A 23,728-nucleotide genomic window follows, 5' to 3' on the forward strand; every position below is an offset into this window, starting at 1 on the left:
TGCAGCCTACAACCGTGTTAGATTAGCGGGCTTAGGCTACTCCAATGGATCGTGTGAGTTTATCGTCATGTTACAACCTCCTATTGTTTTTAAAGGCGCTCCCTTTACGCTCACGGTCCTTTATTTACAGCACCCCGAGGTGCCGGTGCTGCGAGCCGCTTTGCAACAAAAGGTTCAGCAAGCCCAAGCCTTTTTACATCAGGCTCCGGTGGTCTTGAATATGACTGCGCTGCCTGCTGACACTGATTGGCAAGGGGTCTCCCAGACCGTTAGTGAGGTCGGTTTACGCATTGTCGGAGTGAGTGGCCACTATACCCAGCAACAGAAACAGGCCATTCAGACCGCCGAATTACCCCTATTGACGGAAGGAAAAGCCCCCAGTACGCTAGCATCCAGCAGCGCCGAGCGATCCAGTCAGCTCATCACTCAACCGGTGCGATCGGGGCAACAGATCTATGCGGTGCAGCGCGATCTCATTGTGACCAGCTCAATTAGCGCGGGTGCCGAGGTCGTCGCCGATGGTCATCTTCACTTATATGGCATCACGCGTGGCCGAGTGATAGCCGGGGCCGCTGGAGCGAGCGACAGCCGGATTTTTTGTAGCCATTTTCAGGCGGAATTGGTCGCTATTGCTGGCCATTACTGGCTTAGTGACCAGATCCCTCAGCAATTTTGGAACTGTGCCGTCATGATTGATCTGCAGGGTGAACAATTAAAAATAACCCTGCTCAATGAGTAGCGGGCCAATTGAGCCTGTTGATAAAGGATAATAGCATGGCACGTATTATAGTGATCACCTCTGGCAAGGGAGGGGTTGGTAAAACGACTTCCAGCGCTGCAATCGCCATCGGCTTAGCCCAAAAGGGCAAGAAAACTGTCGTCATCGATTTTGATATTGGATTGCGTAACCTCGATTTGATTATGGGGTGTGAACGCCGGGTGATATACGATTTTGTCAATGTGATCCAAGGTGAAGCGACGCTGAATCAAGCCTTAATTAAAGATAAACGGATCGCCAATCTGTTTGTGCTTCCCGCCTCACAAACCCGTGATAAAAACGCACTAACGCCCGAGGGGGTTCAGCGAGTGCTGAATGATTTGATCGCACGGGATTTTGAGTGCATCCTCTGTGACTCTCCGGCGGGGATTGAAAATGGCGCCTTGATGGCCCTCTACTTTTCTGATGAGGCCATTATTGTCACCAATCCAGAGGTCTCTTCAGTCCGCGATTCTGATCGGATCCTGGGCTTGCTCGCTTCCAAATCACAACGGGCTGAGCAGGGGAAAGCGCCCATCCAAGAGCACCTACTGATCACCCGCTATCACCCCGATCGAGTCCATCGTGGGGAGATGCTCAGCATCGAGGATGTTGAAGAGATTTTACGCATTCCGCTATTAGGGGTTATTCCAGAAAGTCAAGCGGTGCTGCAAGCCTCTAATCAGGGGGAGCCGGTGATCTTAAACCAGCAATCCGACGCCGGCCAGGCCTATCGTGATGCGGTTGACCGGCTACTGGGAGAGAGCCTCCCTTTGCGCTTTATAGGCCATGGCAAAAAAAGTTTGCTGCAACGGCTGTTTGGAGGCTAACGACATGGCACTGCTTGATTTCTTTCTAGCGCGTAAAAAAAACAGCGCCTCGGTCGCTAAAGAGCGACTGCAGATCATTGTGGCCCAACAGCGACGAGCTGGGCAGGAACCACCTTACCTGCCACAACTCAAACGGGATCTTTTGCAAGTCATCTGTCGTTACGTCAACATCGATCCTGATCAGTTGACGCTGCAGCTTGAACAGAAGTCCAAGGATATTTCCGTATTGGAACTGAACATTACCCTACCCGATGAACCCAAAGTGAGCGAGTGATCGCTCTTTAGGGGTGCCGGCAGCGTGCATTAATAAGCAGCCAATAACGCCATCAGCGATGGACCTAACAGCGCGGCACGCCAGCCCTGTAGCAATAGCGGATAACCCCTCTGATCCCGCTGCTCAACGTACCAATGCCAGATTAACAACTGATCAATATGCCGTTTCGAGGCTAACAGTGCTGGGGTGAGCTGGTGCTGCGCTGCAACGGTATTGATCAGCTGTTTAATCGCCGTGACCGCCGCCTTATAGTGACCCTGTAGGATCAAGCAAGGGGGCGGCGTGGGTAAGGAGGCTACCGGCAGCTGCTCTGTTTCCGCCACGAGGGTTAACAGCGTTTGTGCATAACGGTGCAGCACCGGTTGCGGTAACGCTAACTGCCGCAGCGCCTGCAAAGAGTTTGGGAGCGCCTGAGCAATTTGCCATAAATCATGCGCTTGCACCACAAAATTCAGTGCCCTATTACGAGCCACTGCTTCAGAAAAACGCCAGGCTGCTAGCTTTTTAAGACAAGCCAGCGAGCGGGGCGCTAAACCTTGGCTTGGTATCATCTGCTGATAGAGCTGCTGGGGATCAATGGCTAATGTGCGTTGCTGAACTAACCACTGGCACTCCTCTTGAGCCGCCACCAGCCAAGGGCCTTGGGTGAGCTGCTCCAACAACTGCTCGGCTACTGGCAGAAGGTAGTAGACATCGGCGGCAGCATAGTGCAGTTGTTGCTGCTGTAGCGGGCGGGCTAACCAATCAGTTCGCTGCTGCTGCTTATCTAATGACACCTGCAGATGGCTTGCTACCAAGCTACTATAGCTGCTCGATAAGGGTCCCCCGCCAAAGGCCGCCAAAATTTGGGTATCCCACAAGGGGTGGGGTACCACTCCTAAGTAGTGTTGAAAGGTCTCGATATCTTCGCCACTGGCATGCAGCACCTTATCGACCTGTGGATCCTGGAACAGGTCGCGTAATGGCTGCCACGCTTGAATACCTAGCGGATCAATCAGTGAAATCTGTACTCCATCATAGAGCTGAATTAAACCTAATTGCGGGTAAAAAGTGCGATTCCGCACAAATTCACTATCGAGGGCAATGCGCGGGGCCTGACGGGCGTTGTGACAACAACGTGCCAGCTGTTGATCATTCCGGATAATCTCATACTGCATTAACTTTAATTCCTACTGTCTAGGTGAGTAGCCCTGGAGTGATCCCGTGACAGCACGATCCTGCTTCGTTAATGCCACCTGGTCACGGAGGTAGCAAGGACGCACCTGCATCGCTGCTACGGCCTCTCCACGCTGCCAAGCTGCCACCGCTAAGGGCAGTAGATCTTGTGCGTGAGGGTATAATAGCGCCGGTGCTGCCAGCGGCTCAGATCCCTGTTGAGCGTTGATGACTGACCAACCCGTACCAACCCGACTCCAAGCACCTGGATACTCAGCCAAAAAATCGAGCGGTGTGAGGGGCGTGGAGAGTGCCTCCGCAGTGACTGCCTGCCAACCCTCCCCTTGGCGCTGATAACTGCCCCAATAGATCTGTTTTAATCGTGCATCAATGGCTGCCACAACCTGCTCTGATCTGGAGAGCCGGTAAGCCCCCTGCGCTAATATCATCAAGGTAGATAGGCCAACCAAGGGGCGATCAGCGCCGAATGCTAACCCCTGTGCCACCCCCAGACCCAATCGCACCCCCGTAAAGCTGCCCGGCCCTTGACTAACGGCCACAGCATCCAGTGCCGTTAATGATAATCCGGCCTGCGCCAGTAGTTGCGCCACCATGGGTAACAGCTGTTGTCGCTGCTGCTGGGGGGCCAGGTGATAGCAGCTCTCAATGGCCCCATCAACCCATAAGGCAACAGAACAGGCCTCGGTAGCACTCTCAAGTGCCAATACTCTTGTAGTCATTCAGGATTCCTGGAGAGCGGATCGGTAGCGAGCAAAAAATCAATCGCCTGCTGGAGATCCCGGGTGCGCGGCATGGGCGGTAAACTCCCCAGAAACAGGGTACCATAAGGTCGAGAGACTAAACGATCATCGCACAGGATCAAGATACCCCGATCACTACTAGTGCGGATCAGTCGTCCAACCCCCTGCTTTAAAGCGATCACTGCCTCTGGGATCTGCAGCGCCCTAAAAGGATCTCCGCCCTGGCGTCGACACTCAGCACTGCGCGCTTGTAATAGCGGATCATCCGGCGGTGTAAAAGGCAATTTATCGATGACCAGGCAAGAGAGTGCTGGGCCTGGGATATCAATCCCTTGCCAAAAACTGTTGGTGGCCACTAGGAGTGCATTACCTGCTTGGGTGAACTGCGCTAACAACTGTGATTTGCTGGCTGCTCCTTGAACTAATACCGGGTGATCCAGTAGCGTTTGAAAGGCTGCAGCTAAGTGATGCATCCGCTGGTAAGCGGTGCACAGCACCAAACAGCCTCCAGAGATCTTTTTAAGTAGGGGATGCAATAGCTGCGCCAACTGGTTAGCCCAAGAGGGATGCTGAGAGGAGGGCAGATAGCGTGGAATACAGAGCATGGCCTGTTCAGAATAGTTAAAAGGGCTGGAGAGCAGCAGTGTTTGCGGATCATGCAGGCCCAACTGTTGACAAAAATGCTCCAGCTGCTGATTCACGGCTAAGGTAGCAGAGGTAAAAATCCAGGCGGCACGCTGAGCGATCATCAGTGCTTGGAAAGGGGCGGCCACCGACAACGGTGTCCGCGCAATGGTAAAACTCCAGGGGGTTGCTTGATACCAATAGCCATAACCCGCGACTTCAACCAGCTGCAACTGCTTCAGGGTCGCTTGATAAGCCGTCACCCGCTCCCAAGCATTATCCAACAGCGTGCTTCGCTTCAATACCAACCCTAGCAGTGAATGACAGAGCGCTAAGGCCTCTTGCAATTGAGTGACGGCCTGCTGTATCGTCTCATCCTGTAGGGCTTGCCGCCAATGGGCCCGATGGCGGGTCGTCCCTAAGGTACGCTGCAACTGCTGCACGCTGTGAGAGAGCTGTTCAGCACCCTCTCTTAAACTCATAAACTCATTCAATTCCTGTTGGACGCTCTGGATCACCTCCCGAGCCACCGCTGTTAGCTGCTGGCTACTCAGTGAATCACTACAATAGTGCGCGGCAATCTCCGGCAAGGTGTGTGCCTCATCAATAATCATCACCTCTGCTGGCGCAATCAGGGTGGCATGATGCGCTGTCTGCAGCTGTCTATCAGCAAAAAACAGATGATGGTTCACAATCACAATATCAGCCTCTAGCGCCTGTTGCCGTGCCTTAACCACAAAGCACCCTTGATAATGCGGACACTCACTGCCCAAGCAGTTATCCTCACTGCTGGTCGCTAATGGCCAGGCAGCACTCTCCTCGGAGACCGTTGCACAGTCGCTGATGGCGCCTGAACGCGTCTGACTAGACCAGTACCGTAACTGTACGAGATCGGCTACCACGGCTGGATCGAACTGGGCTGCCTGGCTGATATGCTGCTCTAACCGCTGTTGACACAGATAGTTACGCCGCCCCTTTAATACCACCACCCGGCCGGTAAAATTGAGCGCCTGGGCAATAGCGGGCAGATCCCGCTGGTAGAGTTGATCTTGTAAGGCTTTTGAAGCCGTTGAAATCACCACCTTGCGCCCCGAACGCAGCGCTGGCACCAAATAGGCGTAGGTTTTACCAGTGCCCGTCCCCGCTTCAACCACCAACACCCCTTGTCGCTGGATCGTCTGTACCACAGCCTCGGCCATCTCTGATTGTGATGCGCGAGGTGTAAAGCTGTTCAGTGCTGTAGCCAGCACCCCAGCTTCACCAAAATCCTCTATAATCACCCTACCCCTCAATCAGCTGGAATTTTGTATGTATTGCTGCTATTACACCACCACGATTGGCACACTCTGTTTACTCGCGGATGCGCACAGTGTATGGCAAATCAGTTTAAGCGACCATGAGAACTTAACCATGATGCATCAAGATGGTCGCCAATTACCCCTTCTACAGACGCTATTACAGCGTTTACAGGCCTACTTCAGTGGCAGCGCCGTCTCTTTTAGTGATATTTCTTTAGCCGCGCGAGGGAGCCGGTTTCAGCAAACAGTTTGGCAGCAATTACAGCGCATTCCTTATGGTGTGAGCACTACTTATGGTCAAATAGCGCGTGCAGTGAACCAGCCTAAAGCCAGCCAGGCCGTAGGGGCGGCGATCGGGGCGAATCCTTGGATGATCGTCCTCCCCTGCCACCGGGTGTTAGGGGCCCAAGCGCAGTTAACTGGCTACCACTGGGGACTCAAAATCAAACAGCAACTACTCCAGCTGGAAGGAATCCCCTACCGTCCTGCTGAATAAGTGCCTAGCTATCCTCAAATAACCCTCAATTATTTTCTCACTTCCGGTAAAATGAGATCATGCAATATCGATCAGTCAGTGGCTATTCACTGCTTTCTTTGTTTAAGACACGCTATAAAGGAATATCCAGTGCAAAAATATTATCGTGAAGCACGTGCACTCTTAAAACTGTCACTGCCAGTCTGGATTACGCAATTCACGCAAATCGCCGTTGGGGTTATCGACACGGTGATGGCGGGTACTGTCAGCCCTACTGATATGGCGGCAGTCGCGGTGGCTGGTTCTATCTGGTTACCGGTTATTTTATTTGGTCACGGTCTGTTACAAGCCCTCTCCTCCATCATTGCCCAACTGAAGGGCGCTGGGGCTTATCATGAAATCAAGCACCTGGTATGGCAAGGCTTTTGGTTGGCACTGTTGATTACATTCCCTATTATCGGAATACTCTACTGCAGTGACGGGATGCTTACCTGGGTGATTGCCCATAGACCGCAGATTGATTCAAACCTACCCCAGCTGACGCTACGTTACCTCCATATTATGGTTTGGGGAGTACCCAGCTATCTGTTTTATTTGGTACTGCGCTGTCTGTGTGAAGCGCTCTCGAGGACCGTTCCCGCCATGATCATCGGTCTTATTGGCCTTTTAGTGAATATTCCGGTTAATTATATTTTTATTCATGGCCATTTTGGAGCACCGGCATTGGGGGGGGGTGGTTGTGGTGTTGCGACTGTGGTCGTTTATTGGGTGCTATTTGTATTAATGCTGTGCTATGTGCTTGCTAGTCCAGCATTGCATTTTCTGAAATTATTCACACAATTTGAGTGGCCACAGTTCAAAACTTTAACTGCTTTACTCAAATTGGGACTCCCTATCGGCTTCTCCTACTTTTTTGAAGTGACACTCTTTGCTATGGCCGCGTTACTGATCACCCCTTTTGGGGACCACTGGGTTGCCGGCCATCAGGTTGCCATGACCTTTAGCTCGTTAGTGTTCACCCTGCCATTTTCACTGGGAATTGCCGTTTCGGTGCGTGTCAGCAACCGGTTAGGAGAACAAGCAACCGAACAGGCAAAAACGGCCGCCCATACCGGATTAGCCGTGGGGCTCTTGGTTGCACTGGTGACGACCACTATTACCATCGTCTGGCGCTCCCCTATCGCAGGCTGGATTAATAGCGATAGTATCGTGCAGTCGATGGCGATACAACTGATGTTATTTGCGGCGGCTTATCAATGCCTGGATGCCCTGCAAGTCATTGCTAATGGCGCTTTACGCGGTTATCAAGATACCCTGGCAGTCTTTTTAATCACCCTCATCTCCTATTGGTTATTGGGATTTTCTTGTAGCTATATTTTGGGATTGACTGACTGGATAGTCCCAGCCATGGGGGCCCGCGGAATATGGTATGGCTTTATTGTGGGCCTGACCGGTACAGCCACTTTGCTACTGTTGCGCCTGCGATGGATACAGCGGCTGGAAAAAACGACGCTATTACAGCGGATGACCCGCTAGCTCCCCAAGGGGCAGAAAACCGCCAGAAACCTCATGAACCCGTGGCGTCAATTTTACCAGAAGATCGTCGATGCTAGACTCTTTCAAAGAGTGCTGCCCGTTGGACTATCGCTGTTACTGCTGCTGATTTTAATCTGGGATGCACGCCTACCCTTCGATGGTTATTGCTGGCTAAGCATCATTGGGCTCCTGTTCAGTATCGGTGTTATCACGCAACAACAACGTCAGGCCCAACAGCTGAAACAACGACTTAAAGAACAAGCCCAGGCAGCGCAGCAGCAGCAAAACGCTATCCTTGATTTGGAGTTGACCATGACCCAACGGGAACAAGTACAACAGGAGCTAGCATACAAAGCGAACTTGCTCCAAGCTATTCTGGATGCCTCGCCAGATGCAATGAGTCTCTACGATGAAGATCAGAAAGTGCTTGCCTGCAATCGAGCATTGGAATTACTACTCGGCAGAAGCCAGCAGCAGATCATCGGCTTAACCACACGACAGCTCTATAGCGAAGCCCCGGCACAGAGGGCAGATGAAACCAGTCGACAACTACTTCAATCCAATTGTTCAATAACCTATGAACACTGGCTACCTGAATGGCGGGCTTATTTTGAAGTCCACAAGGTGCCCTTTTACGATCGGATAAAAAAACAGCGAGGGGTATTAACCTTTGGACGAAATATTACGGATCGCAAAAATTTACAACTAGCGCTAGAAAAAGCTAATCGTAGCAAAACTCATTTTATTGCGACCATTAGCCACGAGTTACGCACGCCATTGAGCGGAATTATCGGCCTATGTCGACTGCTGAGGGAGGAGCAGCTCGATCCACCACTGCAGCAACGCTATCTAAAAACCATCTATCTTAATGCCCTCACCTTGAATCATATTTTTGATGATATTGTCAGTTTAGGAAAATTTGAGCAACACCAGATCAAACTAGTTGCTGCGCCGCTATCACTCCGTGATCTGGTCGAGGAGTTAGAAGATTTAGGCCAAGTCCTAGTAGAACCTAAAGGATTGACATTTACACTGCATTTTAGTGAGAAGTTACCAGAATTTATATTACTGGACGGCACCCGATTACGGCAGATTTTGTGGAATTTGCTGAGCAACGCGGTCAAGTTTACTTTAAAAGGCGGGGTAAGATTGCGGTTCTACCCAGAAATCGCCCCGGCTCCTCTGTTATCTTTCGAGGTAACAGATAGCGGTGTTGGGATTTCAGCCAGTGAACAATCCAAAATATTTGACCTGTACTACCAAGTGAAAGAGCCAGCAGCACTGAATCATCCAACCGGGGCTGGTATTGGCCTAGCACTCTCGCAACACCTGGCTGAGCTGATGGAGGGCTCCATCAGGGTTGACAGTCAGCTCGGGCAGGGCAGCTGCTTTACCCTGCGCATCCCCCTACACCCTGTTGCTAAACCAGTAACCACCCCGCTACCCCACCCCTCTGTGCCACTCCATCTACTCCTTGTTGAGGATATGGATTTAACTATAAAAATTTCTAAAATGATTATAGAAAAGCTGGGGCATACGGTGGACGTTGTCACGAGTGGTGCCGAAGCTTTAGCCCGCTTCTCCCCTCAACGGTACCAGTTAATCTTGTTAGATATTCAATTACCTGATATGAGCGGCTTTGAAGTGGTTAAACGATTACGAGCCACCTATCCTCAGGCACTGTTACCCCCGCTAGTGGCGTTGACGGCGCAGGTATTGACGGATAAACAGGCGTATCTGACACAAGGTATGGATGCAGCATTGAATAAACCGCTCTCGATAGAGTCTTTAGCAGCACTCATTGAGCAGCACGGCTATAGCAGCAATAGCACGCTAAAAAGGCCGATTAGCCCAGAACCATTGGAAAAGCCCCCGAAAGTGCTCATCCCGATCTTGGATGAGGAGAGCCTAAATAATTATTTGGGGTTATTAGGCCCTGCAGGATTAACAAACAATATTGCACTCTTTAAGAAAATATTGCCAACTTACCTCAGTGAGCTGCAACAGCAGCTCGGTGCACACCAGGAGAAGGAGCTCTGCGCCGTAGCACATAACATTCAAAACGCCTGTAGTACTCTAGGTTTAAAACGGTTACAACAACTAGCCCAGCAAATTCAACAAGCCAACTTACCGCAAGCTTGGCCTCAGGTGAAGCAGTGGGTCGATGACTTACAGCACCAGTGGCCCCAAGAGGTAGAATACTTAAATCAGTGGCTAGCCTCCACCCGCTCTGATGACTCAGTAGACCAAACCGTGTAGTGGATCAACATTATTGGTATAGTAACCTGCTCAGCGGATTACACCATGACTACCAGTTTAATAAAAAACCCACAGAAACATCATGAAAAAGTTTCATAAATTTTACCAGAAAATCTGCGGCACTAAGGGCGAGCGGGGAGGGCTTTTGCAAAGCCTATTGCCCATCGGGCTATCGCTATTACTACTGCTGGTTTTAATCTGGGATGAATTCCTACCCTTCAATTATTGCCGCTGGCTAAGAATCATCATCATTCTCCTGTGCATTATTGGCGTTACCACGCGACAACAACGCCAAACCCAATGGCTACAACAACAGCTGACACTGCAAGCCCAAACAGAGCAGCTGCATCAAAAAATTATTTTTGATCTAGAGCTAACCGTCACCCAACAGAAACAATTATACAATGAGTTGGAAAATAAGATGATCTTATTTAAGGAGGTTCTAGATGTTTCACCAGATTCAATCTGCATCTATGATGAAAATCAGAGAGTGATTACTTGCAATCAAGCCTTTGGGGCACTCTTCAGGAAAAGTAAAGAGCAGCTCATTGGCTTAACCCCATGCCAGTTCTTTGATAGCGAAGCTACTGCACAGCGGTCTGTTGAAATAACTCAACAGGCATCTCAATCTAATTGTTCAATGAACTATGAATTCTGGCATCCAGAATGGCAGGCCTATTTTGAAGTCCGAAAAATTCCCTTTTATAATCCGGTAAAAAAACAACGATGGGTATTAACCTACGCAAGAAATATTACAAATCGAAAAATATTACAAGTGGCACTAGAAAAAGCGAATCATAGCAAAACTCATTTTATTGCGACCATTAGCCACGAGCTGCGCACGCCATTGAGCGGGATTATCGGCTTATGTCGACTGCTGCCGGAGGAGCAGCTCGATCCACCACTGCAGCAGCGTTATCTAAAAACCATCTATCTTAGCACCGTCACATTGAGTCATATTTTTAATGATATTGTCAGCTTAGGAAAATTTGAGCAACACCAGATCAAACTAGTTGCTGCGCCGCTATTACTCCCTGATCTGGTCGAGGAGTTAGAAGATTTAGGCCAAGTCCTAGTAGAACCTAAAGGATTGACATTTACACTGCATTTGAGTGAGAAGTTACCAGAATTTATATTACTGGACGGCACCCGATTACGGCAGATTTTGTGGAATTTGCTGAGCAACGCGGTCAAGTTTACTTTAAAAGGCGGGGTAAGATTGCGGATCTACCCAGAAGTCGCCCCGGCTCCTCTGTTAGCTTTCGAGGTAACAGATAGCGGTGTTGGGATTGTAGCCAGTGAACAATCCAAAATATTTGACCTGTACTACCAAGTGAAAGAGCCAGTAGCACCGAACAATCCAACAGGGGCTGGTATTGGCCTAGCACTCTCGCAACACCTGGCTGAGCTGATGGAGGGCTCCATCAGGGTTGACAGTCAGCTCGGGCAAGGCAGCTGCTTTACCCTACGCATCCCCCTACACCCCGCCGCTGCACCAGTGCCAACCCCACTACCACATCCCTCCGTGCCACTCCATCTACTCCTCATTGAGGATATGGATTTAACTATAAAAATTTCTAAAATGATTATAGAAAAGCTGGGGCATACGGTGGACGTTGTCACGAGTGGTGCCGAAGCTTTAGCCCGCTTCTCCCCTCAACGGTACCAGTTAATCTTGTTAGATATTCAATTACCTGATATGAGCGGCTTTGAAGTGGTTAAACGATTACGAGCCACCTATCCTCAGGCACTGTTACCCCCGCTAGTGGCGTTGACGGCGCAGGTATTGACGGATAAACAGGCGTATCTGACACAAGGTATGGATGCAGCATTGAATAAACCGCTCTCGATAGAGTCTTTAGCAGCACTCATTGAGCAGCACGGCTATAGCAGCAATAGCACGCTAAAAAGCCCGATTAGCCCAGAACCGTTGGAAAAGCCCCCGAAAGCGCTCATCCCGATCTTGGATGAGAACAGCCTAAATAATTATTTGGGGTTATTAGGCACCACAGGATTAACAGACAATATCGCACTCTTTAAAAAAATATTGCCAACTTACCTCAGTGAGCTGCAACAGCAGCTCGGTGCACACCAGGAGAAGGAGCTCTGCGCCGTAGCACATAACATTCAAAACGCCTGTAGTACTCTAGGTTTAAAACGGTTACAACAACTAGCCCAGCAAATTCAACAAGCCAACTTACCGCAAGCTTGGCCTCAGGTGAAGCAGTGGGTCGATGACTTACAGCACCAGTGGCCCCAAGAGGTAGAATACTTAAATCAGTGGCTAGCCTCCACCCGCTCTGATGACTCAGTAGACCAAACAGTGTAGTGGATCAACATTATTGGTATAGTAACCTGCTCAGCGGATTACACCATGACTACCAGGTTAATAAAAAACCCACAGAAACATCATGAAAAAGTTTCATAAATTTTACCAGAAAATCTGCGGCACTAAGGGCGAGCGGGAGGGGCTTTTGCAAAGCCTATTGCCCGTCGGGCTATCGCTATTACTACCGCTGGTTTTAATCTGGGATGAATTCCTATCCTTTGATGGTTGCCGCTGGCTAGGGATCATTATCCTTCTGTCAACCATTGGTGTTATCATACAGCAGCTGAAAGTACAAACTCAGAGAGAGTCACTGTATCAAAAAACCATTCTTGATTTAGAGTTGACCCTCACCCAACAAGAACAAATACAACACGATCTGACGCATCAGTTGACCTTGTTCCAATCTATTACAGATGCTTCACCAGATTTGATAGCCATCTATAATGAAGACTCCCAATTTATTGTCTGCAATCAGGCTATAGTATTACTCACGGGCAAGAGCCGGCAGCAGCTGATTGGCTCAACGCCCTTTCCATTTTTTGATACAGAAGTTGCGGAGAAAGAAGTTGAAACTAATCGACAACTATTTCAAACCAATCGTCCGGTAACCTACGAAATCTGGGGACCCAGAGCACAGGTTTACTTTGAAGTCCACAAGGTACCCTTTTATGATCCGATAAAAAAACAACACGGGGTATTAGGTTTTGGACGAGATATTACGGATCGCAAAAATTTACAACTAGCGCTAGAGAAAGCTAATTATAGCAAAACTCATTTTATTGCGACCATTAGCCACGAGCTGCGCACGCCATTGAGCGGGATTATCGGCTTATGTCGACTGCTGCGGGAGGAGCAGCTCGATCCACCACTGCAGCAGCGTTATCTAAAAACCATCTATCTTAATGCCCTCACCTTGAATCATATTTTTGATGATATTGTCAGCTTAGGAAAATTTGAGCAACACCAGATCAAACTAGTTGCTGCGCCGCTATCACTCCGTGATCTGGTCGAGGAGTTAGAAGATTTAGGCCAAGTCCTAGTAGAACCTAAAGGATTGACATCTACACTGCATTTGAGTGAGGAGTTACCAGAATTTATATTACTGGACGGCACCCGATTACGGCAGATTTTGTGGAATTTGCTGAGCAACGCGGTCAAGTTTACTTTAAAAGGTGGCGTGAGATTGCGGATCTACCCAGAAGCCGCCCCGGCTCCTCTGTTAGCTTTCGAGGTAACAGATAGTGGCGTTGGGATTTCAGCCAGTGAACAATCCAAAATATTTGACCTGTACTACCAAGTGAAAGAGCCAGCAGCACTGAATCATCCAACCGGGGCTGGTATTGGCCTAGCACTCTCGCAACACCTGGCTGAGCTGATGGAGGGCTCCATCAGGGTTGACAGTCAGCTCGGGCAGGGCAGCTGCCTTACCCTGCGCATCCCCCTACACCCTGTTGCTAAACCAGTAACCACCCCGCTAACCTACCCCTCTGTGCCACTCCATCTACTCCTTGTTGAGGATATGGATTTAACTATAAAAATTTCTAAAATGATTATAGAAAATCTGGGGCATACGGTGGACGTTGTCATGAGTGGTGCCGAAGCTTTAGCCCGCTTCTCCCCTCAACGGTACCAGTTAATCTTGTTAGATATTCAATTACCTGATATGAGCGGCTTTGAAGTGGTTAAACGATTACGAGCCACCTATCCTCAGGCACTGTTACCCCCGCTAGTGGCGTTGACGGCGCAGGTATTGACGGATAAACAGGCGTATCTGACACAAGGTATGGATGCAGCATTGAATAAACCGCTCTCGATAGAGTCTTTAGCAGCACTCATTGAGCAGCACGGCTATAGCAGCAATAGCACGCTAAAAAGCCCGATTAGCCCAGAACCGTTGGAAAAGCCCCCGAAAGCGCTCATCCCGATCTTGGATGAGAACAGCCTAAATAATTATTTGGGGTTATTAGGCACCACAGGATTAACAGACAATATCGCACTCTTTAAAAAAATATTGCCAACTTACCTCAGTGAGCTGCAACAGCAGCTCGGTGCACACCAGGAGAAGGAGCTCTGCGCCGTAGCACATAACATTCAAAACGCCTGTAGTACTCTAGGTTTAAAACGGTTACAACAACTAGCCCAGCAAATTCAACAAGCCAACTTACCGCAAGCTTGGCCTCAGGTGAAGCAGTGGGTCGATGACTTACAGCACCAGTGGCCCCAAGAGGTAGAATACTTAAATCAGTGGCTAGCCTCCACCCGCTCTGATGACTCAGTAGACCAAACAGTGTAGTGGATCAACATTATTGGTATAGTAACCTGCTCAGCGGATTACACCATGACTACCAGGTTAATAAAAAACCCACAGAAACATCATGAAAAAGTTTCATAAATTTTACCAGAAAATCTGCGGCACTAAGGGCGAGCGGAAGGGGCTTTTGCAAAGCCTATTGCCCGTCGGGCTATCGCTATTACTACTGCTGGTTTTAATCTGGGATGAATTCCTACCCTTCAATTGTTGCCGCTGGCTAAAAACTATCATACTCCTGTCCAGTATTAATGTCATGCTGCAACAGCAACGGTCTGCCCAGCTGAAACAACAGCTTAAAGTGCAAGTTCATGCAGAGCAGCGGCATCAAAATACCATCACAGATTTAGAGCGGGCCATCACCCAACAAGAACAAATAGAACACGATCTGGGGCATAAGATGGCCTTGCTCCAATTTATTATGGATGCCTCGCCAGATTTGATTGGCCTCTACGATGAAGATCATCGACTTATTGCCTGCAATCAGGCTTTTGAATTACTCCTAGGCAAAAGCCGGCAGCAGATCATTGGCTTAACCCCACACCATCTCTATAGTACATCCGTGGCACAAAAGATAGTTGAAACCAATCGACAACTATTTCAAACCAATTATCCACTAATCTATGAACACTGGGTACCCGAATGGCAGATCTATCTTGAAAGCCACAAGGTGCCTTTTTATGATCCGATAAAAAAACAGCGTGGGATATTATCCTTAGGACGAAATACTACAAATCGCAAAAATTTACAACTAGCACTAGAAGAAGCTAATCATAGCAAAACTCATTTTATTGCGACTATTAGCCACGAGCTGCGCACGCCATTGAGCGGGATTATCGGCTTAAGTCGACTGCTGCGGGAGGAGCAGCTCGATCCACCACTGCAGCAGCGTTATCTAAAAACCATCTATCTTAATGCCCTCACCTTGAATCATATTTTTGATGATATTGTCAGCTTAGGAAAATTTGAGCAACACCAGATCAAACTAGTTGCTGCGCCGCTATCACTCCGTGATCTGGTCGAGGAGTTAGAAGATTTAGGCCAAGTCCTAGTAGAACCTAAAGGATTGACATTTACACTGCATTTGAGTGAGAAGTTACCAGAATTTATATTACTGAACGGCACCCGATTACGGCAGATTTTGTGGAATTTGCTGAGCAACGCGGTCAAGTTTACTTTAAAAGGCGGGGTAAGATTGCGGATCTACCCAGAAGTCGCCCCTGCCCCTCTATTAGCCTTCGAGATCACAGATAGTGGCGTTGGGATTGTAGCCAGTGAACAATCCAAAATATTTGACCTGTACTACCAAGTGAAAGAGCCAGTAGCACCGAACAATCCAACCGGGGCTGGTATTGGCTTAGCACTCTCGCAACACCTGGCTGAGCTGATGGAGGGCTCCATCAGGGTTGACAGTCAGCTCGGGCAAGGCAGCTGCTTTACCCTACGCATCCCCCTACACCCCGCCGCTGCACCAGTGCCAACCCCACTACCACATCCCTCCGTGCCACTCCATCTACTCCTTGTTGAGGATATGGATTTAACTATAAAAATTTCTAAAATGATTATAGAAAAGCTGGGGCATACGGTGGACGTTGTCACGAGTGGTGCCGAAGCTTTAGCCCGCTTCTCCCCTCAACGGTACCAGTTAATCTTATTAGATATTCAATTACCCGATATGAGCGGCTTTGAAGTGGTTAAACGATTACGAGCCACCTATCCTCAGGCACTGTTACCCCGACTAGTGGCGTTGACGGCGCAGGTATTGATGGATAAACAGGCGTATCTGACACAAGGGATGGATGCGGTATTGAATAAACCGCTCTCGATAGAGTCTTTAGCAGCACTCATTGAGCAGCACGGCTATAGCAGAAATAGCACGCTAAAAAGCCCGATTAGCCCAGAACCGTTGGAAAAGCCCCCGGAAGCGCTTATCCCGATGTTGGATGAGGAGAGCCTAAATAATTATTTGGGGTTATTAGGCCCTGCAGGATTAACAGACAATATGGCACTCTTTAAGAAAATATTGCCAACTTACCTCAGTGAGCTGCAACAGCAGCTCGGTGCACACCAGGAGAAGGAGCTCTGCGCCGTAGCACATAACATTCAAAACGCCTGTAGTACTCTAGGTTTAAAACGGTTACAACAACTAGCCCAGAAAATCCAACAAGCCAACCTACCGCAAGCTTGGCCTCAGGTGAAGCAATGGGTTGATGAATTACAGCACCAGTGTCCTCAAGCAGTACAATACTTAAATCAGTAGCTAGCAGCCAAACAGGCTAAGGGCGCTTCTTAATAGCTAACAGAAGCAGCCCTGCCCTAGTGTATGGGCGCCTACTAAATTAAAAAGGCTTCTAATGTTTTACCTTCTCGTTCAATGGCATGCTTCATAGCAGCTGGTGTACGGCCCTGTCCGGTCCAAGTTTTTTGCTCACCATTTTCTAGATATTGATATTTTGCTGGCCGTGGTGCCCGACGCTTCCCAGATTTAGTAGCGGTTGGCATCAGCAACTCATTCGGATCAATCCCATCAGCCATCAGCATATTGCGGTACTGCTGCAATTTTTGTTCATGCTCTTGTTTATGCGCCTGGGCCTGAAGATCTTCTTGACGACGCTCGTCGACTACCGTCTTGACTTTTTCCAACATCTCTTCTAACGCATCCATCGGTAATTCCCGTGCATGTGCCCTTAATGTTCGAATGTTGTGAAGGATCTTAAAAATTTCAGCAGACATGAAAACTCCATGGTTAAATTAATTGACAGAAACTACATCCCGCAAAGGAATAACTAGAGGGTAATTACGAAACCACTGCAACTCCTCACCTTATTGTGACTGTTTTTACCGATGACAACAAGATTTTAATGACACTTTTTAACTATTAAAATTTATCTCAATCAACTGACTAAACATTAAGAGGCCTGATAAGCATCTAATAACTTTTGGAAATCACAGCCAGGAAGCATCAGGAAACAGCAGCCACCCACTCATTATTCACCTTGATCGATAGATCGTTTAATTGGGGAGATACGACCATAACGATTAAAATAGGGGATTATTCCTAGCAGTTTACTGTTGTGACGGTCAGTGGCTACTGAAATTGAAGAAGGTAGTAAAACCAATGGATTGTAACGTTTTTACCGCCCTATTCTCAGCGAAGGACTCTGCACACCTTTTAAAACAGAGCCGCTTAATCGGGATGATTCAACAGCGGGCCTAAAGGATGTCCTCCCACTAAATGAAGGTGCAAGTGTGGGACTACTTGCCCCCCATGCTGGTTACAGTTAATAATCAAACGGTAACCGTCATCAGCAATCCCCTGTTGCCTAGCCAAGTCAGTGGCAACCAGTACCATATGCCCCACTAGGCCCGTATCACTAGATTGCAGATCATTCAGAGTCTTAATCAGACGATTGGGGACAATCAGCACATGAACAGGGGCTGCCGGTGCAATATCACGAAAAGCAGTCACCTGTTCATCCTGATAGAGAATGTCAGCCGGTCGCTGGCGCTGTATAATTTGCGTAAATAGGGAACTCTCTCTCTCCATGCTTTCCTCTCTGTCAATAATCAGCGTATACTAACCAACGAGCAGTATCGATCACTGTCGTGCTTATTAGCAACCTCTTTACGCACTGCAGCCTTCATGAGACCAATTCTGACATGATGACTTCCCTACTCATTAAAGAGGCGATGCTGGTTAACGAGGGACGCTGCTATCGGGCTGATCTATTGATTGCCCAGGGGCGGATCCAACAGATCGCTCCCACCATCAGCCCGCCACCGCAAATACCCGTGCTAGAAGCTGCCGGCAAATATCTCCTCCCAGGGATGATTGATGATCAAGTGCATTTTCGTGAGCCCGGTTTCCCCCACAAAGGCACTATCGCAACCGAATCACGGGCTGCAGTAGCTGGAGGCATCACCAGTTTTATGGAGATGCCCAATGTGAATCCACCGACCACAAACCTTCAAGCCTTGGAGGACAAATATGCACGAGCCGCCACGAGCTCGGTCGCCAATTATAGTTTCTATCTTGGGGCAACTCCTGACAATCTCGAAGAGATCCAACGCTTAAAACCTGGACAAGCGTGTGGTCTTAAAATTTTTATGGGATCGTCTACGGGCGATTTATTGGTAGATGATGAGGCGGTTCTCAACCAAATTTTTGCGACCACACCGCTATTAATTGCTACCCATTGTGAAGATACCCCCACCATTCAAGCAGCCGAACTAGCCTACGCAAAACGCTATGGCAGCGCTATCCCCGCGGAAGCACATGCGGAAATCCGTTCGGTTGCAGCCTGTCTACGCTCCTCTCGTTTAGCGGTTGCGATCGCCAAAAAGCATGGAACACGTCTGCATGTGCTGCATCTGACCACCGCTGATGAGCTGGCGCTATTTACCCCTGCCCCGACCTTGGCCGATCTGCAGAATAAACAGATCACCGCTGAGGTCTGTGTGCATCATCTGTTCTTTAACCAGCAGGATTATCAGCGCTTAGGGCACCAAATTAAATGTAACCCCTCGATCAAATCGGCACAGCATCAACAGGCGCTGATCCAGGGGATCAAAGAGGGGAGACTTGATATCATTGCGACCGATCATGCGCCGCATACCTGGGCCGAAAAACAGCAGGCGTACGCTCAAGCGCCCTCTGGATTACCTTTAGTTCAGCAGGCGCTCTTGATGTTACTCGCGTTATACCAGCGTGGCCTGCTCTCGTTAGAGCTCATTGTCCAAAAAACCAGCCATGCCGTGGCTGAGCGTTTTCAACTCGTCAATCGCGGTTACCTTCGTGAAGGCTACTGGGCTGATTTAGTCCTGGTTGATTTACAACGGCCAACCCCGGTACGCCAGGAGGATCTACTCTATCATTGTGGCTGGTCTCCGTTGACTGGAGAGACTTTCCAAAGCAGCATCGATACTACCTGGGTCAATGGGGTGATCGTCTATCAGCGCCAACAACTGACGGGCCAACAGCCTGGGCAACGGCTGCTCTTCCGACGTTAAAGCCGCTGCTAACGGTTATCTTTCAAGTAGCCACCGACTTGGGTATCCCACAATGTTTTATATAAACCCTCCTGCTGGAGTAACGTTGTATGTGAACCATCTTGAACAATCTGCCCGCGCTTAAAAACAAGAATGCGATCCATCCGCAGCAGAGTCGATAACCGATGGGCGATCACTATCGTCGTCTTACCCTCCATGAATGGCCATAAGGTCTCTTGAATACTGTTTTCCGTCAGTGAATCAAGCTGAGAAGTCGCTTCATCTAAAATCAAAATGGGGGCCGCTTTTAAAATCGCCCGGGCCATCGCAATCCGTTGACGTTGCCCGCCAGACAACTTTACCCCACGCTCCCCCACCAGCGTGTCATACCCTTCCGGCAGCTGGGTAATAAACTGATGAGCGCCGGCACGCTCTGCTGCTAGCTGAATCTCCTGATCCGTCGCCGCCAGTCGACCGTAGCGAATATTCTCTCTCAACGAACGATGAAATAGCGTCGGATCTTGAGAGATCAGCGCAATCGCGTGTCGCAGAGAGTCCTGAGTCACTGCGTGAATGGCTTGTCCATCGATCATAATCTGGCCTTCCGTGATCTCATACAGCCTCAGAAGTAGATTGACCCAGGTTGATTTGCCGCTGCCAGAATAGCCAACCAGCCCCACCTTTTGCGCCGCTGGAATCGTGATCGACAGTTTTTTAAAGAGTAGTGCTCTGCCTGGATAATGAAAAGTGACCGCTGAAAAACTGATGGCTCCCTGTGTCACCCGCAACGCTAACCCCGGTGCCTGATCACTGATCGCTTGCGGTACAAACAGCCTGGACAAGCTCTGCTGACAATGGCCAATGGCTCTGTTTAATGCCTCCACTTGCTCCAGAGCATGCCAAATCATAAAGCTGACCTCTAGGCTCATGGTGATAATCAGTGCAAAATCACCGAGTGTGATAGCGTGATCCCGGTAAAATTGCGTCAGATAATAGAGCATGCATCCCTGCAAGATAGAAATCGACAGCCCTTGCAGATAATGTAGTTTGAGAGCAAACCACTCTTTTGTTTGAAACGCTTGGTTAGCCCTCAATAAATACTGTTTAAGATGCGTGATCTCATAAGCAGCATTCGTAAAAGTTCTGACGTTATGACTATTGGTCATGCTATCAACCAATTGCCCGGAAACGGTTGATTCCGCGGCTGCCTGGGCTTCTGATAAGATCACTAATCGTTTTGACTGACTCAGTCCCATCACCACAAAGATCAGAAACCAACTGAGCAAGACCACAAAAAACTTCGGGTGCACCAGGTATAAGCTAATGAAGGCGCCCACTATCAATACCGCTGTTCGCAGCAGCTGCCGAGCAATATCATGGACAATACGCTCTGTATTATCCGCCAGGGTATTAATATTGCCTGCAATGCGGCCGGCTAATCTCTCTTGAAAAAACTGCTGGGACTGTTGATGAACCCTGCTCACTGTTTCAGTGATAATGCTATTTTTCAGCAGGGGCTGCAGTTTATAATTGATATAGCCCATCCCACGCCAACATAGATTATGGACTTCAAAGTTAATCACAAATAGCCCTGCTGGCCACAGGATCCAGACCGTTGCCTGCTCGGTGGATACTAAGCCTAACCTATCGATGATGATCTTGATCAATAGACTATTCAACGGTGCCCAGAGTCCAGAGAGTAGCGCTAGGCTAACAAACGGTATCACAAAGCGCTTGTACTCTTTTAAAAAGTAGCCAATGAAGGCCCACCAGTTTTTTGCGTGTTGATCTAGCATACTAGCCCCATTAGTAACAAAATTAGTACGTTAAAAATTAATAGTGTGACTTTTTAAAACACTTATTACCAGCCTAGTTAACTCTTTTTCCATTTGAATAGATCAGCCACCGTGCAAAACTGCTCTGCAGCCCACCATGGAACGGTGATGCAGTCGCGTGAATCCTACCTTGCTCTCAATAAGGAGGCGTATCATCAACTGCGAGTCACTACGGACATGCAAGACTGACGTCAGCACGCTGTATCCCGCTAGGAACATTATATTGATTAGTTATTAAAATTAATATTTTTAGTAACTAATCAATCATAAAATAGTATCCCTCCTAACGGTTATTTTTTATCAGCTTGCTATTCATTCACTAAAAATTAACAAACTATTAGACCTAAAAAGGCTATTGGCGTTACTATCAATACCCAGACCAAGCGTGGTTTTTAATAACCGAGAGGTGAACTAGTGAACCATCAAAAACAGCCATGGCGGTATTTTTTAATCATAGGAGCATGCGGGATGGGCTGGTTTCAAACTATTTTACAAGCAGTTGCAGGATCAGATAGACAACCTTTGGCACCACTACAAGCGCTGGTGATCAACAATGCTTCTGAGCCAGAATCGCTTGATCCCCATAAAACCTTAGGATCAGCAGAACAAAAAATCATGGGTGATCTCCTGGAGGGGCTATTTATTTTCGATCGCCATGGTGAAGTAGTTCCTGGTATGGCACTCTATGCCTACAGCCCTGATAAAAAGAGTTGGAGTTTTCATCTGCGTCCTGGGACTAAGTGGTCCAATGGGGATAAACTCGATGCTCATGACTTTGTCTATAGCTGGCGGCGGCTCGCCGATCCTAAAACCGCTGCGCCTAAAGCAGAGCTCTTACGGACTATGAAAGTCGCTAATATTGAGGCGATCTTGGCTGGAAAACTACCCCCTGAAGCCTTAGGGATTAAAGCCCTTGGGCCACTGACACTACAGCTCACCCTATCAAAACCACTGGGATTTTTAAAAAAACTGCTAGTCAACAGCGGGTTGCTGCCGGTACATCAAGCAACTATCGAGCGCTATGGGGAGCAGTGGACCCAACCGACACACTGGGTAGGCAATGGCGCCTATCGTCTAAAAAAACACGTAGTGAATGAGAAAATTGTGCTGATCCGTAATCCCCATTACTGGGATAATCAGCACACCACGATTGACCAAGTCACCTACCTGTCACTCGATGAAGCGACCGAAATAGCCCGTTATCAGACAGGAGATATTGACCTCACTCATACTAAAGTTTCATCAGATTTGTTAAAAAAATTAAAAAAAGAATTAATTCAAGAACTGAGACGGTTTCCAATGCCTGCTTTTCGTGGTTACCAAATCAATATCACCCTTCCCCCCTTTAATGATGTACGTGTTCGGCAAGCTTTAAATTTAGTATTAGACCGCCAAGCGATCTTGCAACAATTATGTCTTGTAGACCAGCTGCCAACCCATCATCTGGTCCCTGATGGTTTAGGCGGTTCAGCCCTTGACCAACCAAACTGGGCCTTATGGAGTCCAGCACAGCGACTAGAAACTGCCCAAGCACTGCTGCAAGCAGCCGGTTATGGGCCAGAAAATCCGTTAAAATTTACCCTGCTGTATCCAAACTCTGAAGCTAATAAACAATTAGCACTGGTGGTGTGTGCGCTATGGCAGGCTTATTTAGGGGTAGAAACCACGCTCGTCCATCGAGAGTGGAAAGTCTATTTAGAAGAGACCCGTTTAAGAAATTATCAGATGGCACACCTTAGTTTTTCTACCACCGGTGGTGATCCCTACGGGTTACTGGGGAACCAATGTTCTCATAGTTGCGATAATGAAACGGGTTACAATAATCCGAATTTCGATCATTGGCTTGAGAAAGCCTTAGACTGCCTCCATGACACTGAACGCCGTTCCCTGTATTACAAAGCAGAAGCGCAACTGGCAGAAGATGTGCCTATTATCCCGTTGTTTCATCCAGTAGCCCTGCGTCTGGTCAAGCCTTATGTTGGTGGCTTGAGTGACCGTAACCCCATGAATCGGTTTTACACAAAAGATCTCTACCTCACCAAACATCCGCTAGCCCCTAAAAAAGCGCGGCAGTAGACCAACTGCCTTCAGCACTAGGGGGCTCCCCATAATAAGCGATATTATACCCAACTAATATTATGTTAATAGTAACGAATAAAACATAAAATATCATCCACCTTAAAAGTTAGTTTTTATTAGTTTACAATTAATAGACTAAAAATTAACAGACTATTAGCTCTAAAAAGACTATTGACGTTACTATCAATACCCAGGCAAAGCGTGGTTTTTAATAACCGA

17 protein-coding genes are annotated in these 23,728 nt (G+C 48.4%); 11 read left to right on the forward strand and 6 right to left on the reverse strand.

The features are described 5' to 3' along the window. The first annotated feature begins 67 nt into the window (after positions 1 to 67). From minC to minE, 3 genes are read left to right on the forward strand one after another with little or no spacing between them, the layout of a single operon-like run. Positions 68 to 739 (forward strand): septum site-determining protein MinC, encoded by a 672-nt coding sequence (gene minC, locus NL324_RS07355; protein WP_253306931.1) that lies wholly within the window; start codon positions 68 to 70, stop codon positions 737 to 739. A gap of 35 nt (positions 740 to 774) precedes the next feature. Then, entirely contained in the window at positions 775 to 1,587 is an 813-nt protein-coding gene (gene minD, locus NL324_RS07360; protein ID WP_253306932.1) for a septum site-determining protein MinD, read from the forward strand. 4 nt (positions 1,588 to 1,591) lie between these two features. Continuing rightward, positions 1,592 to 1,861 (forward strand): cell division topological specificity factor MinE, encoded by a 270-nt coding sequence (minE, locus tag NL324_RS07365; RefSeq protein ID WP_253306933.1) that lies wholly within the window; start codon positions 1,592 to 1,594, stop codon positions 1,859 to 1,861. A 29-nt stretch (positions 1,862 to 1,890) separates the two neighbouring features. Here the strand turns inward: minE and rnd are convergent, their stop codons facing one another. From rnd to yoaA, 3 genes are read right to left on the reverse strand one after another with little or no spacing between them, the layout of a single operon-like run. Continuing rightward, positions 1,891 to 3,018, reverse strand: a complete 1,128-nt coding sequence (rnd, locus tag NL324_RS07370) for a ribonuclease D (protein WP_253306934.1) — start codon at positions 3,016 to 3,018, stop codon at positions 1,891 to 1,893. A gap of 12 nt (positions 3,019 to 3,030) precedes the next feature. Beyond that, positions 3,031 to 3,756, reverse strand: a complete 726-nt coding sequence (gene tsaB, locus NL324_RS07375; protein ID WP_253306935.1) for a tRNA (adenosine(37)-N6)-threonylcarbamoyltransferase complex dimerization subunit type 1 TsaB — start codon at positions 3,754 to 3,756, stop codon at positions 3,031 to 3,033. Beyond that, entirely contained in the window at positions 3,753 to 5,678 is a 1,926-nt protein-coding gene (yoaA, locus tag NL324_RS07380; RefSeq protein ID WP_253307159.1) for a DNA repair helicase YoaA, read from the reverse strand. Before yoaA ends, tsaB begins: the two co-directional genes overlap by 4 nt. Before the next feature lie 31 nt (positions 5,679 to 5,709). Here yoaA and NL324_RS07385 point away from each other — a divergent pair, with 31 nt between their 5' ends. The 6 genes from NL324_RS07385 to NL324_RS07410 all read left to right on the forward strand — a co-directional run bounded on the left by NL324_RS07385 (position 5,710) and on the right by NL324_RS07410 (position 16,866). After that, positions 5,710 to 6,195, forward strand: coding sequence for a methylated-DNA--[protein]-cysteine S-methyltransferase (locus NL324_RS07385; RefSeq protein ID WP_253306936.1), 486 nt, complete (start codon positions 5,710 to 5,712; stop codon positions 6,193 to 6,195). 129 nt (positions 6,196 to 6,324) lie between these two features. Then, positions 6,325 to 7,710: an MATE family efflux transporter gene (locus tag NL324_RS07390; protein WP_253306937.1), complete on the forward strand. Its 1,386-nt coding sequence runs from the start codon at positions 6,325 to 6,327 to the stop codon at positions 7,708 to 7,710. Between the two features lie 33 nt (positions 7,711 to 7,743). Continuing rightward, positions 7,744 to 9,969, forward strand: a complete 2,226-nt coding sequence (locus NL324_RS07395) for an ATP-binding protein (protein ID WP_253306938.1) — start codon at positions 7,744 to 7,746, stop codon at positions 9,967 to 9,969. Between the two features lie 145 nt (positions 9,970 to 10,114). Further along, positions 10,115 to 12,298: an ATP-binding protein gene (locus NL324_RS07400; RefSeq protein ID WP_253306939.1), complete on the forward strand. Its 2,184-nt coding sequence runs from the start codon at positions 10,115 to 10,117 to the stop codon at positions 12,296 to 12,298. Between the two features lie 145 nt (positions 12,299 to 12,443). Beyond that, entirely contained in the window at positions 12,444 to 14,591 is a 2,148-nt protein-coding gene (locus NL324_RS07405) for an ATP-binding protein (protein WP_253306940.1), read from the forward strand. 145 nt (positions 14,592 to 14,736) lie between these two features. Continuing rightward, positions 14,737 to 16,866, forward strand: coding sequence for an ATP-binding protein (locus tag NL324_RS07410; protein WP_253306941.1), 2,130 nt, complete (start codon positions 14,737 to 14,739; stop codon positions 16,864 to 16,866). Between the two features lie 74 nt (positions 16,867 to 16,940). Here NL324_RS07410 and NL324_RS07415 read toward each other — a convergent pair whose 3' ends face one another. Together NL324_RS07415 and NL324_RS07420 are read right to left on the reverse strand one after the other, a co-directional pair. After that, positions 16,941 to 17,339, reverse strand: coding sequence for an H-NS family histone-like protein (locus tag NL324_RS07415; protein ID WP_253306942.1), 399 nt, complete (start codon positions 17,337 to 17,339; stop codon positions 16,941 to 16,943). 454 nt (positions 17,340 to 17,793) lie between these two features. Continuing rightward, the gene (locus NL324_RS07420) at positions 17,794 to 18,153 is read right to left on the reverse strand and encodes an HIT domain-containing protein (protein ID WP_253306943.1); all 360 of its coding nucleotides are present in this window, start codon (positions 18,151 to 18,153) and stop codon (positions 17,794 to 17,796) included. Between the two features lie 116 nt (positions 18,154 to 18,269). Between NL324_RS07420 and NL324_RS07425 the strand changes: the two genes are divergently transcribed. After that, the gene (locus NL324_RS07425) at positions 18,270 to 19,616 is read left to right on the forward strand and encodes a dihydroorotase (protein WP_253307160.1); all 1,347 of its coding nucleotides are present in this window, start codon (positions 18,270 to 18,272) and stop codon (positions 19,614 to 19,616) included. Between the two features lie 8 nt (positions 19,617 to 19,624). Here NL324_RS07425 and NL324_RS07430 read toward each other — a convergent pair whose 3' ends face one another. Beyond that, positions 19,625 to 21,391, reverse strand: a complete 1,767-nt coding sequence (locus NL324_RS07430) for an ABC transporter ATP-binding protein (protein ID WP_253306944.1) — start codon at positions 21,389 to 21,391, stop codon at positions 19,625 to 19,627. Between the two features lie 507 nt (positions 21,392 to 21,898). Between NL324_RS07430 and NL324_RS07435 the strand changes: the two genes are divergently transcribed. Next, positions 21,899 to 23,506, forward strand: a complete 1,608-nt coding sequence (locus tag NL324_RS07435; RefSeq protein WP_253306945.1) for an ABC transporter substrate-binding protein — start codon at positions 21,899 to 21,901, stop codon at positions 23,504 to 23,506. Positions 23,507 to 23,728 lie beyond the last annotated feature (222 nt).

Origin of the sequence: unidentified bacterial endosymbiont, assembly GCF_918320885.1 — a bacterium.
GTDB lineage: Bacteria > Pseudomonadota > Gammaproteobacteria > Enterobacterales.